Genomic DNA, 13,012 nt, shown 5'->3' on the forward strand with positions numbered 1-13,012 from the left:
GATCCCTTTTTAGTTTATCTGATTTGCAGCGCTTAGCGATTACAGCTCAGCGTTGTGGTAAACCTGCTGAACGTCATCACAGTCATCAAGAAGGTCTAAGAACTTCTGGAATTTCTCTGCATCTTCACCCGCAACTGGCGTGTGAGTTTGAGGTACGAAAGTGATCTCTTCTACATCAAGAGTCAGGTCTGGGAACGCACCGTTTAGAGCAGTCTTAGTTTTGAAGAACTCAGTGTGAGGAGCGAAAACCGTAATCACACCATCTTCAAGTTCAACGTCAGTCACATCTACGTCTTCCATCATCAGCGTTTCTAGAATGATTTCATCATCGTCGCCTTTGAACTGGAATACTGCTTGGTGATCAAACATGTGTGAAACAGAACCTTCAACACCAATTTTCGCACCTGTTTTAACGAAACACTGGCGTACATCTTGGAAAGTACGGTTACCGTTGTCAGTTAGACAATCAACGATGACGCTTGTGCCGCCAGGACCAAAGCCTTCGTAGCGCGCAGGAACGTAGTCTTCACCGCCACCACCGTTTGCTTTATCGATCGCTTTGTCGATAACGTGTGCAGGAACTTGGTCTTTTTTCGCTTTTGCGATCAGGTGCTTAAGAGACAAGTTCATGTCTGGGTCTGCACCGCCATTTTTCGCGCACATGTAAATTTCTTTACCGTATTTGGAATAAACTTTAATTTTTGCGCCAGCAGTTTTAGCCATTGAGGCTTTGCGCACTTCAAAACTTCTTCCCATCGGGATGTTCTCTCTAATTCAATTTAACGCGAAGGATTTTAGCAAAAAGCGAGCACATTTCAATTTCTCGCCTTGCAGAGGAAATGGTTACGTTACGCGACGCCCATTACTCGCTTATATTTAGCTACAGACTCTAGGAATGAAGCCTTTTCTTCTTCATTGGCAATTTTGGCTGCCTCCTGATCAATCTCATCAGGCACAGCTTTCGCTTCACGAAGCTTCCAAACCAAAAATGAGGCTTGCTTATCAAGTTCAATCTTGTTTTTTTCGCTTGCAGGGAGAGTTGACAGGTTTATCGACATAGCAAAATTTAAATCTGTAAAAATATGGGGAGGGAATATACCACACCCAACGCGAATGTAGCGAGGAATTGCAGTGGGAGTGAAGGGTTAGATCAAAAAACTCTCAAAAACAAAGGGGGGCTTTCCTGTGCCCCCCTTAGGTAATCGCATATGTGTGTCACAACTAGTGCAGAATGCCTAGTTCCTTTGCCTCTTCGATAGTTAACCCACTCTCACGAATCTCTTTTAATGCTTCGATACGACGACGAGCTTCGGCAGATTTGGCACCCTTAGTCGGCTTTTGTGACTCTACTTCTTCCGTGAAGTCCCACTTGCCAGCAATTTTACTCATTTCATCATGGTCAATAGAATTAATGGACATAATAACCTCCGAACAAACCATGCTAGGGACAGGTAATCTGTAGCAAAACCTCTCGCCCCTTGTTAAGAATTTTAGCTCCATAATGTGATTGTGCTAATAGTTCAGAAACTCTTACTGTTTTTTGTATAAATAAGTTTTGCGCCTGCCGTTGTCGCACAGTACATTTAAAGGATTACCCCTACAGAAATGAAGGCGATCCGGGTCTCATTTTTTCTTCAGCGTTTTCTTCTCAAGCCCCCAGTGCTGAACACATTCTGAGCGCATTTTTCGAGTCACTTCACTGTTTTCAATCGTACTTCTTTTCACTCAAAAAATAAGAGTTAATGATAATCATTATCTTTTGTGTTTTTGAGTAAGATTATGAGTAAACTAACCAGCACGCATGCCTATCATGCAGACCCGATCATCAAGATTCGGGATTTATGTGTCGACTACATTACCGACACGGGCGACTTCAACGCGGTGAAGTCAGTCAGTTTTGACATTGGTAAAGGTGAAATATTTGGCCTTGCCGGCGAATCAGGTTGTGGAAAAAGCACCATCGCTTTTGCGATCAATCGTCTACATAAGCCACCTGCGTTTATATCTGGCGGTGAAATTCATTTCGAGGGGCAAGACCTACTTAGGCTATCCGATAAAGATCTCGGTGCTATCCGCTGGAGCGAAATTGCCATGGTATTTCAAAGTGCCATGAACTCACTTAATCCCGTGTTGCCAATTCAAGAGCAATTTGCCGATGTACTGCGCCACCATAGAGGCATGAGTGAGGAACAAGCCAAAGATCGCGCGGAAAAGCTACTTGATTTAGTCAACATTCCCCGAGAGCGACTCACTGAGTACCCTCACCAGTTCAGTGGTGGTATGAGACAGCGATTGGTCATCGCGATTGCTCTATCGCTCAATCCAAAGCTAATCATTATGGATGAGCCGACTACAGCACTCGATGTGGTGGTCCAGCGCGAGATATTGCAGCAAATCTATCAGCTACGTGAAGAGTTTGGATTCTCGGTTCTGTTTATTACCCACGATTTAGCTCTGATGAGCCAATTGTGCGATCGCATTGCCATCATGCGCCATGGCGAAATTGTCGAGGTTAATCAGTCTAAGCAAATTCGCAACAACCCTCAGCACCCATATACACAAAAGCTATGGGCTTCATTCCCGAACATTCACGAAGGTAAACATCAACAGCAAGGAGCCCTCGCATGAGCCAACCCATCATTCAACTTAACAATGTGGTTAAAGAGTTCACTATTGGCGGAGGATTTGCGTCTGTTGAGCGATTCAAAGCCCTGCAAGGGATAACCCTCAACCTGCATAAAGGCCGTACCTTAGCGCTAGTTGGAGAGTCTGGCTGCGGTAAGAGTACTTGCGCACGCTTGATCACCAAGGTTTACCCAACTACATCTGGCGAGATCCTGTTTAACGGTAAGAACATCGATGAAATCACCAGTAAAAAAGAGCTGCTGGATTATCGCAGCAAGGTGCAAATGGTGTTTCAAGACCCATTTGGCTCGTTAAATCCAACCCAAACCATTGAGCACCATTTAACTCGTCCACTGAAGATACACAAACAAGTGGCAAACAAAGCCGATATTCCCGCTAGGCTGAAGGAGCTGATTGAGTTAGTGGAACTGGCTCCTGATACATTAGACAAGTACCCACATGAGCTAAGCGGCGGCCAAAGACAAAGGGTGAATCTGGCAAGAGCACTCGCGGTAGGCGCTGAGGTCATTCTTGCTGATGAGCCGACCTCTATGCTAGATGTCTCTATTCGTCTTGGTGTCCTCAACCTGATGCAACGAATGAAGAAAGAACTCGGTATTGGCTTTTTGTACATTACCCACGACCTTGCGACCGCGCACTACATTGCCGAAGAAACGGCGGTTATGTACAAGGGGCAGATTGTTGAATGGGGTGATACTCAAGCGATCTTAACCGATCCGCAACATCCTTACACTAAGCTACTGATCTCTGCGGTACCCGATCCCGATCTGCCATTTGGTCAATTAGTGGAAAATGAACCAAACTATTCTTTAGATGCCGATCAGATCCGTGAGCAAAGTGCGATTGTTAAAGAAGGGTTTGATCAAGTCGGACCAAATCACTTTGTAAAACATTGGGTTAAGGCAGCATGAGTCAATTAGATACGTGGGTAGAACAGATCGGGATCTGGTATCAACACCGAAAGCATGATCAAGGGAATAATCTTGAATCATTGATCCTGTCACCTCCAGAGCAAATTTGGGGGCCGTTAATTTCCGATCAACAAAGTAAGGCGATTGCCTGTTGGTTAGATGGTTGCCTGCGTATCTTTAATCATGCTCGTTACGACGCGCCTGATAAAGCGTACCAGTTTCTGCAACTGGCCTATAGCAGACTGCAAAATGTGGTTTCGAATCCGGCCAGTGAGCTAGAACTAAAAGATTGGTCTATGAAGCGCATGCAGCACCTGACAGTATTAAGCTTGGAGTTCTGCAATCAACAAAGTCATTGCAGCTGGCAGGAAGAGTCTCATCAGTTGATCGATGCCCATGTTCAGTTTATGGCAGCCCATGCTTGGAATGAACCGCGGAACGATGATCAAGGAATATCGAGTGTAAAACACTAAAGGTTCACTGCATCAGTCAGTGACACCTGCTCTGCAAGAGCTCTCCCCTGCTCCACACGATAGACTCAATGCAATAACGGAAAGATGATCAAGGGAGATTACCTTGATCATCGTTTCGTAGTAATCAGATAACCTGCTGAATTTTAGGCAAAAAAAAGCGAGCTCGGAGAACTCGCAAAATATTCAGAATGAATGTAACAATATGAGCCAATCTATCAGGGATAATCCTATCCCTCATTCATCAGAAAGGACAAAAGGTTGTCTATTCGGGATAAATATTATCCAACTGCTCCTGAGCCAATGTCAGTGCACTGTCAGGGGAATGTAGTAGCTCTGTTCAATAGCGCAAAGAATGTAACAAGGTGTATATCAGCGTAAATAAACACAAAAAAGCCAGCGTTTGAATCGCTGGCTTCATATCTTGCCCTAATTGATGGCTTAAACTGCCACCTCATCTAGCGCTCTGAACACCGTTTCGTCTAGGTGACCTTCAAAAACTTGTTTACATACCTTACGACGAACAGCCAAGCCCGCAATTAAGCGCTCAATAGACAAATGCTTGTTCTCACTTTGACCATTGTAGAGCTCTACCATCTTGCTTAGCGTCTCGTAAGGAATCGCCTCTTGACCGACTCGGAGGTAATCAAGCTTGTCAATCAACTCCAGACACTCTTCTTGAATTGAGCTATGGGAATGCCCTGTCATAGCGGCTAAAGCCGATATAGAGCGTTCTAGAGCCTCTGAGGAGGTATATTTGGATAGAGTAATGGTAATCTCATCCGCATTGATCTCAACCAGGTGCTTACGTTGCTTAACACGACGGCCTAACTTACCGCGCGGTGAACGCTCTTTGCGTTGGATTGGCTCAAATTCACCATCGATGATCTGAGACATCTCTTCAAGCTGCTGTTTTGACACCATTTCGTTACGAAGCGGGTTTGGCAAGGTTGGCGCCATATTACGCTTACCCGCATTGGTGGTTCGGGCGCGCGAGTAACGCAAGACTTCTTCGGCATCACACTTGATATCAAATTGATAATCTTTGACTTTGCCATTTTCGATCATTGCCGAGATCGTTAGGTGGTAACCCCAAAGATTGACCAAAAACAGATCTTCGGTGCCCTTGTCTTCAGCTAGTCTTTTCAACTCGCGGATCAAATCCATCGAGAAGCGACGCCATTCAATGTTTCGGGCCAATTTCTGGTTCAACTCACTCAGTAACATCACATCTGAATGACGGCGAGACATACGGCTGCGGAAGTAGCTATACAACTGAAACACTAATGTGTGCTGCTTTAGAATTTCAGGCGGAAACAGGAAGAAATAATCGCGCGTAAGCAGTTCTTCATAGAACGACGGCTCCCAAACTAGGATGTATAGGTTTGGTTTAATACGAATTTCGCCGTCAGCGCCCTCTGTAGGAGCTTCTTCCGATGCGGTAATAGTACGGGCCAAAAATCTAAAACGATCGCTCTTAAAGCCTTCTGGCATGTTCTCACTAAGCCATCGACCAGTCAGTTCGTGTAACTGGAAGTCAGTAAACTCAATTCGATCAATACTGTCACGAATAGAATCACGAGCAGGACCACTGTCTTTTTTCCCACGTAAGGAAAGAATATCCGTGATGTACAGCGGGGTTTTATTCGGCACATGAGTACCATCTAACTGATACTGATGTTGGTGATGTTCATGATATTGCACCGTCAAAGTGAACAGCGCGAACAAGGTCATCAGATCATCAACCGTCATAATATTTTTAGAGGATCGTGTTTCGATCACAGCGCGTGTACCAGAGATCGACACCATGCTCTTTTGGTAGCTTTTGCGGGTACGTGGTGGCGCTAAAGCTTGATCTATGATACCTGCCCAGTTAGTTGGTGAAACCACAAACTGATCCGCTTCGTCTTTCATCGCTGGTGGCGTGTTTAAGCCATGCTCATTCAACAAGCGTTTATTGACTTGAGTTTGCGCCAGTGCTTTTGAACGTTTCTGTTTTTCCGTTTGTTTTACCGATTCTGTAACCAGGCTTGTAGCGCCTAACACGGAGATGAGCTGGTTAGGGTTAACGAAACGGTGCAGCATGGTTTTGCCCGCCAGTCCTTCTTCAAAACGAACCGGGACTTGTTGAAACAAACCAATATTGACTGCTGCGCGTAACCTTTGCTGGATAGCAGCACGAGTAACTTGGCCATCGGTCGCATCAATCAGTTCAGTGGTTGAAACTAATCCGTCTTTGCTGCTAAAGCCTCTTAGGGAGATAAGATTAAGAAGTTCGACGATACTTTTGGTAACGCCTTTGAAGTGTTGATACTGCTCTATCCAATTAACAGCAACTTCAGATACTTCAAATAAGTGTCCATCTTTGTGGCTTCTTGGCGCTTTGATCAGTAGTTTTTCGTCTGAGCTCATTATTAGATCCGTGTCACACTAGCCGTAATATCGCTATAGTTCCGAAAGAATAAAGAAAAAAAGATCATAAATAAAGAAAAAATTATTGCTTTTAAATAACTGATCTTTTTGATTAATCTGATCTTAATTGATTATATGATCTATTGATCCGAGCGTCGTTGGTCTTGTAAGTGCATGTAGATAAAGGGATTTTTTTTTAGCGCTTGGAAAGCATGATCATGAAAACCCCGAAAGCATGATCAATAAGTCTTTGAAAGCATGATCAAATATTACTAGAACGATGATCATCGTTGATTCGAATCTATGATCAACGTGTCTGCGAAAGCATGATCATCTACCCTACACACTTTATCCACAGGATGAAGGATAACTGTTTGGGATGGACGATAAAACCTTGCCTTTTTCCTACTCTAGTTTACGAAAGAATGATCAAGGAAGAGGATGTAACAAAGGATATTGATTGCTATATGAACAATATCTTTAGTTGAACGACAGGTTGTCTATTTTGTTGTGCCTTAATCGCTAGTCTTTATTGTTTCGAAAGCATGATCAAGTAAATGACATCGTTCCTGCATTGATTAAGTTGTCGTTCAACAATTCGTTCTCTTAATGCCTTGTCGGCTCTTATCTCTTAGTCCATCTGCATTCGTCCGTAATTCGATGGTATTTTTTCATGCTTCCGGTAGATAGTGTTACTTGATCATTGTTCCGATCTTTGATCATTTGTTTAGGATCTAGAATCCCCTTGTTTCTGAACTGAAATTTCCTTGATCATCGTTCCCTAAGTAGTAAAAGTTACCGAAAGCATGATCACCATACCTTCCTTGATCATTGTTCCGACTAAATGTTATCGCGCTTGATTTTTAATATTATCAACGCTGGCTACTTGAGCTGTCGTTTTCTAATTCAGTTGCGAAACTTAAGTCAAAATTGCACTAGCCGTAAATTAGAGCTAATTCTTAATCGTTCCGAAGAGATAGACGATTAAATAGGTTCATAGAATTTTTTACATTGTAAATAAGTGATACTGTAACACTTTTATTGTTTGTTGGATTTAGAGGGATTGTTAGGGATTTTTTGACAATCATTTGACCTGTTTTTGCTCCTTGACGTTAAAATTCATGTCATATTTCTATTTAATGTGATTAATATCTATAATTGCATGTTCACCTTTTTATTGTATGTTACGCAAAGTGCTGTACAATAACTTCTAGGTCACTAATAACGGAATTTGGCAAATGAAACGAGAACATACGATTGAGAGTCTCATTCAGCTAGCGGAAAAAACAGCTCAGGTTCAAGCTGATCGTATTGAAATAGTATTGGAAGAACGTAGCGATGAGCACTTTCCTCCAATGTCGAAAGCGTTGATGGAAACGCGTTCAGGCTTAACACGACGCAAATTGGATGATGCAATTAGCAAGCTTGAAGAGTCTGGCCATCAATTTACTAAGAACAATGCCAATCACTATTCTATCTCTTTGCAAGAAGCACACATGCTAATGGATGCCGCTGGCATTCCAAAGTTTCATGAGCGTAAAAAGAATAGCGAAAATAAACCGTGGATCATCAATGTACAAAACCAAAAGGGTGGTACAGGTAAATCGATGACGGCTGTACACCTCGCGGCGTGTTTGGCGCTCAATTTAGATAAGCGTTACCGTATTTGTCTTATCGATTTAGATCCTCAGGGGTCACTTCGTCTATTCTTAAACCCACAAATTAGTCTGACCGATCACGACAACATCTATTCAGCCGTTGATGTCATGTTGGATAATGTGCCAGATGGGGTAGAAGTCGATAACGAGTTTCTACATAAGAATGTCCTATTGCCAACGCAGTATCCAAACTTAAAAACGGTTTCTGCTTTCCCAGAAGACGCAATGTTTAACGCTGAAGCGTGGCAACACTTATCGCAGAATCAGTCTTTAGATATCGTTAAGCTGCTGAAGGAAAAACTGATCGATCAAATTGCTGACGACTTCGATGTCATCATGATTGATACGGGCCCACACGTCGATCCACTGGTATGGAATGCTATGTACGCTTCAAACGCGTTACTTATTCCGTGTGCGGCGAAACGTTTAGACTGGGCATCAACGGTTAACTTCTTCCAGCATTTACCTACCGTATACGAAATGTTCCCGGAAGATTGGCAAGGGCTTGAGTTTGTTCGTCTAATGCCGACTATGTTTGAAGATGACAACAAAAAGCAAGTCGCGGTATTGACCGAGATGAACTATCTATTAGGTGATCAAGTGACGATGGCTACCATTCCTCGTAGCCGCGCATTTGAAACATGTGCCGATACCTACAGCACAGTATTTGATTTGACGACAGGCGACTTTGAAGGGGGTAAGAAGACCCTAGCGACTGCGCAAGATGCGGTACAGAAAAGTGCATTAGAACTTGAACGAGTTCTGCATAGTCATTGGTCATCATTAAATCAGGGGTAATTAGAAAATGGCAATTAAAACTTCAGATTTAAACGCGAGATTATTTGGCAAGGCGAATAAGCGTCATGTCACTACACCGCAAGAAGCGCAACAAGCGGCGAAAGAACAAGCTCAGGTGATTGAGTTGGCCGTTGCGGGTGAAGAGAAAGTTCAGTTCGAGTTAGTACGTATTCCTGCTGAAAAAATAGGTGAGTCAACGGTTGTATTTGCAGAAAACGCTCGTGAGCAGTCGTTCTTAAATGAGCATGCGCTATCAGATGTGTTGGTTACGTTGAAAGAGCGTGGTCAGCAATATCCAGCCGTGGGTCGTCGACGCGAAGATGGTAAGATTGAAGTGCTCGACGGTAGCCGCCGTCGCATGTCATGTATTCTTGCTGACAAAGAATTCATGATCTATGTCGGTGAGAACATCAGCACCGAACACGCGAAGTTCTTGTCTGACGTCGCTAACGCTCACAAGCCTTTGTCCTTGTATGAGAAAGGTCGTGAGATGCTGGCTAAGCTAGAAAGTGGTGAAGCAGAAGATCAAAAAGCATTGGCCAAGATGTTCCAGTGCAGTGAAGCACTTGTGAGTGGCGCACTCAAAGCTGCTGATCTTCCACTTGAGCTTCTACAAGCTTACCCAAATGTGGCGGAACTAGGTCGCCCAACTATCGTTAAACTGCACAAGCAATATAACGCTTTGGAGTCAGATAAGCAGAGTAAGCTTCTTAATAAGTGCAGCTCAGATGAAGGTTTTGTTTGGCAGCGCACTCAATCTCAAGGGGTGGCGCGTATCACTAAAGAAGTGACTGAAACCATCGAAGCTTGGATTGAAGAGCTATCACCAACTAAGAAATCCGCTGTGGCTAAAACAGAGTTAGTGAAAGGGCGCGCAAGCTATACCCGCAAAGGCAGCAACTTGACGTTAAACTTGAAGAAGGTTGATGATGCGTTGATGCAAGAGTTACTAGACTTAGTGGCGAATAAGCTAAATTAACCCATCACCCTGTTTGATTCATTAAGCCGCTTTTTGCGGCTTTTTTTATGCCATAATATCGCTAATTCCAATCTTATCGCGCTTATGAGTTCATGACTGCAATCAAAGACTATTTTTCCAATTTGTTCGCGTTATCCGCTAAGTCTAATCATCGTTATGGTGTCGTCTTACAAGGTAGTGAACATTGGCAGACGCAATGCCTCGATACGCTCCTTTCTTTGGTTGCGAGTAAGGAGGTTTTCTTCCTAGGAGGTGGCAGTAAGCGTGAAGTTGAAAAGCATGTCGGTTACAAGAAAGGCCAACAACTCTTAGGGCAGGAATGCCTATTGTTGTGCTGTGATTTTCGAGATGGGTTTGACGCCAATAGTTTCACTGCCGCAACAGGCTGTGTCAAAGGTGGCGGACTGGTGATTGTTCTACCAGAGCAAACTAGCAATCCAACGCTCGCTCACAGATGGCTAGAGAACGCTTTTCACAATCTCATTGTTGTTGAGGAGGGGGGCGAGCTATCAATCCCTCAGAGTCGAGAGTATCAAGCGCATGATAAGTTCGACCAGCAAAACCAAGCCATTGAGAAAATCCTAAAAGTCGTCGAAGGGCATCGCAAGCGTCCGCTTGTGATGACAGCCGATCGTGGTAGAGGAAAAAGCAGTGCGCTAGGTATTGCAGCTGCGAAACTGATGCAAGAGCGCTCTATTCATATCGTGGTGACGGCGCCGAGTTTAGCCACCGTGCAGCCAGTTTTCGAGCATGCTCAACGGCTGTTACCTCAAGCTACTGCAGATAAAGGTCGAATTCAATTTCAGCAATCAGTGCTAGAGTTTGTCGCCCCCGATGAACTGCTTCGCAGCCAGCAAGCGTGTGATTGTCTGTTTGTCGATGAAGCATCTGCTATCCCAATCCCGATGTTGAAAACCATGGTTGAGCAGCATCATCGCGCTGTTTTCTCTACCACGATTCATGGTTATGAAGGATGTGGCCGAGGCTTTACGGTTAAGTTCCAAACTTGGCTCAAGCAGCAACGTCCAGGCGCACAGTTTTTCCATCTAGATGCGCCTATTCGCTGGAGTGCAGGAGATCCGCTTGAGCAATGGCTTTTTGATGCCTTCTTATTAGATGCTGACTTGTCCGATGTGAAACAGCCAGCTTCGTTGAATCCACTTATTCAGCTCGATAAGCAGATGCTTGTCGAGCAGCCTTCGATTCTAAGAAGGTGCTTTGCGTTATTGGTGAACGCTCATTATCAGACCTCACCCAATGACTTAATGTTGTTGCTAGAAGATGATGCGATACAGTTGCACGCGATATTGGATAATGACCAATGCCTTGGTTGCATGCTTGCGGTAGAAGAGGGGAGGTTATCTCCGGAATTGGTCGAGCAAGTTCAGTTAGGAAAGCGTCGTCCCCGAGGGCATCTAGTTCCTAGCCTTTTAGCTAATCAACTGGGTATCACTGAGGCCGCTCTTCTATCGAGCCAAAGAGTCATGCGTATCGCTGTTCACCCAAGTATGCAGAGAGCAGGCATCGGCAAGGGGATGGTCAAGCAACTTATCCAGAATAGGGGTTATGATTTCTGCTCCACCAGCTTTGGTGCCACTTCGGAACTGGTCGATTTTTGGCGTAGCTGTGGTTTTGTTCCCGCTAAGCTAGGCAGTCAAAGAGAGCAGGCGAGTGGGACATACTCACTGGTCATGGTGAATGGTGGTCTAGATTGGTGTCATCAGGTAGAGGATTACTTTGACCTCTCTTTTCAATATGCCGTGAGTGAAACTTACCGTGAACTTGAGATTGAACTTGTCCGTAGTTTACTCACAAAAGATAATGCTTCCGTTGAAAAGCCTAACTTGAATAGCCTAGTAAAAAATTATTGTCACGGCGGAGCGAGCTTCGATAGCGTTGCGCCGTTGCTTGATCTATGGTGGAAACAATCACCCCATGCTCTCGCAAGCATGAGTGATTTGTTCATTCGAAAAGTGGTTCAACGTAGAGACTGGCAATGGTGTGCAAAGGAGTTTGGTTTTGCAGGGAGTAAGCAAATCGAACAAGAGTTTAGAGCTCAACTTCTTACCTCAATCAGTAGTGGCAGCTAGATTCGTCCTTTCGTCCTCCCGATTTACACTGTAAAAGAGTGATGCTCTCACAAACAGCTTTAAGAATTTACAGTGTAAACAACCACTTTTTTACACTGTAAATTGAATACGCCTAAACAAGGCTCATCAAAATTGATTCAATCCTAGTAAAAAAGTCACATTTTTTTGCATCAATGTAATTCGATGTAATTATCTAAAAAATATAGATAAACTCATTTTACTTAAGATATTTCCACATAAACTCTGTCCTTTTACGTATATCAGTAACTTGCGAATTAATGATTCCTTCCTACACTCATTCTTAGGCAACATGCTTAATATCGGCTAGGAATAATAACAAAGCAGTTAAGGTTGAAAACATGGAATGTTTGTTACCTGAGTCAGTAGATATTTCTACAGTGCTCGACTCCGCAACTCAATACAAAACGTGGCTTGGCCAAGACAACCAACTTAGCATAGATGCGTCGCACGTTAGCCGCGTTGATGCCGCAGGTATACAGGCGCTGGCGTCATTATTCCTCTCTGCCAAATCCAATCAGATAGACATTCAATTAGTACAACCTACTCCGTCACTGATCGAAGCTATTAGTACACTTGGACTGGATGATCAGTTTGATATGAGCACCGAAGTTGGAGAACTGTAAATATGACTAAAATTCTAGCTGTGGATGATTCCGTCTCAATTCGTCAGATGGTGAGTCACACTTTGCGTGATGCTGGGTATGACGTTGAAACCGCAAACGATGGGAAAGATGCGTTAAGCAAAGTGACTACATCCAAATTTGATGTGGTGATATCCGATGTCAACATGCCAAATATGGGAGGCTTCGAGTTAGTCAAAGCACTGCGCGAAAAACCTCAATACAAATTTATCCCGATTCTGATGCTGACGACAGAAACCAGTACAGATAAAAAACAACAAGGTAAGTCTGCGGGAGCAACTGGTTGGTTAGTGAAGCCGTTTAACCCAGATACGCTATTAAAAACACTAAAACGCGTCATCTAAACGGTTTTTTCTCACAGCAACGTCAATTGGTGAGGCTACAAT

12 protein-coding genes are annotated in these 13,012 nt (G+C 43.9%); 8 read left to right on the forward strand and 4 right to left on the reverse strand.

All coding sequences use genetic code 11. From position 1 onward, the window contains the following. Positions 1-39: 39 nt before the first annotated feature. The 3 genes from LYZ37_RS22890 to LYZ37_RS22900 form a co-directional block, all read right to left on the reverse strand. On the reverse strand, positions 40-756 hold the full coding sequence (locus LYZ37_RS22890) for a YebC/PmpR family DNA-binding transcriptional regulator (RefSeq protein ID WP_008074122.1): 717 nt from the start codon (positions 754-756) through the stop codon (positions 40-42). A gap of 92 nt (positions 757-848) precedes the next feature. Further along, complete coding sequence (locus tag LYZ37_RS22895) at positions 849-1,058, reverse strand: DUF3283 family protein (RefSeq protein ID WP_171320359.1); 210 nt, start codon at positions 1,056-1,058, stop codon at positions 849-851. A gap of 163 nt (positions 1,059-1,221) precedes the next feature. Further along, positions 1,222-1,419: a PA3496 family putative envelope integrity protein gene (locus tag LYZ37_RS22900; RefSeq protein ID WP_004746308.1), complete on the reverse strand. Its 198-nt coding sequence runs from the start codon at positions 1,417-1,419 to the stop codon at positions 1,222-1,224. 360 nt (positions 1,420-1,779) lie between these two features. On the opposite strand from LYZ37_RS22900, the gene LYZ37_RS22905 reads away from it, so the two are divergent. Genes LYZ37_RS22905 through LYZ37_RS22915 form a run of 3 tightly spaced genes read left to right on the forward strand, consistent with a single transcriptional unit; the run spans position 1,780 to position 4,030 of the window. Next, entirely contained in the window at positions 1,780-2,628 is an 849-nt protein-coding gene (locus LYZ37_RS22905; RefSeq protein WP_004746310.1) for an ABC transporter ATP-binding protein, read from the forward strand. Next, entirely contained in the window at positions 2,625-3,557 is a 933-nt protein-coding gene (locus tag LYZ37_RS22910) for an ATP-binding cassette domain-containing protein (protein WP_049845875.1), read from the forward strand. Before LYZ37_RS22905 ends, LYZ37_RS22910 begins: the two co-directional genes overlap by 4 nt. Beyond that, positions 3,554-4,030, forward strand: coding sequence for a transcriptional regulator (locus LYZ37_RS22915; RefSeq protein ID WP_272787768.1), 477 nt, complete (start codon positions 3,554-3,556; stop codon positions 4,028-4,030). Before LYZ37_RS22910 ends, LYZ37_RS22915 begins: the two co-directional genes overlap by 4 nt. Positions 4,031-4,468: 438 nt before the next feature. On the opposite strand, the gene LYZ37_RS22920 is transcribed toward LYZ37_RS22915, so the two are convergent. Further along, positions 4,469-6,439 carry a replication initiator protein RctB domain-containing protein gene (locus LYZ37_RS22920; protein WP_272787769.1) on the reverse strand — a complete coding sequence of 657 codons (1,971 nt, stop codon included), beginning with the start codon at positions 6,437-6,439 and terminating at the stop codon, positions 4,469-4,471. Between the two features lie 1,238 nt (positions 6,440-7,677). On the opposite strand from LYZ37_RS22920, the gene LYZ37_RS22925 reads away from it, so the two are divergent. From LYZ37_RS22925 to LYZ37_RS22945, 5 genes are all read left to right on the forward strand, one after another. Then, positions 7,678-8,895 carry a ParA family protein gene (locus LYZ37_RS22925; RefSeq protein WP_272787770.1) on the forward strand — a complete coding sequence of 406 codons (1,218 nt, stop codon included), beginning with the start codon at positions 7,678-7,680 and terminating at the stop codon, positions 8,893-8,895. A gap of 7 nt (positions 8,896-8,902) precedes the next feature. After that, entirely contained in the window at positions 8,903-9,874 is a 972-nt protein-coding gene (locus LYZ37_RS22930; RefSeq protein WP_272787771.1) for a ParB/RepB/Spo0J family partition protein, read from the forward strand. A gap of 92 nt (positions 9,875-9,966) precedes the next feature. Further along, positions 9,967-11,964, forward strand: coding sequence for a tRNA(Met) cytidine acetyltransferase TmcA (locus LYZ37_RS22935; protein WP_272787772.1), 1,998 nt, complete (start codon positions 9,967-9,969; stop codon positions 11,962-11,964). A gap of 359 nt (positions 11,965-12,323) precedes the next feature. After that, positions 12,324-12,608 carry an STAS domain-containing protein gene (locus tag LYZ37_RS22940; protein ID WP_272787773.1) on the forward strand — a complete coding sequence of 95 codons (285 nt, stop codon included), beginning with the start codon at positions 12,324-12,326 and terminating at the stop codon, positions 12,606-12,608. 2 nt (positions 12,609-12,610) lie between these two features. After that, positions 12,611-12,970, forward strand: coding sequence for a response regulator (locus LYZ37_RS22945; protein WP_272787774.1), 360 nt, complete (start codon positions 12,611-12,613; stop codon positions 12,968-12,970). Positions 12,971-13,012: the final 42 nt, after the last annotated feature.

The organism is Vibrio tubiashii, assembly GCF_028551255.1.
GTDB classification, from domain to species: Bacteria; Pseudomonadota; Gammaproteobacteria; order Enterobacterales; family Vibrionaceae; genus Vibrio; species Vibrio tubiashii_B.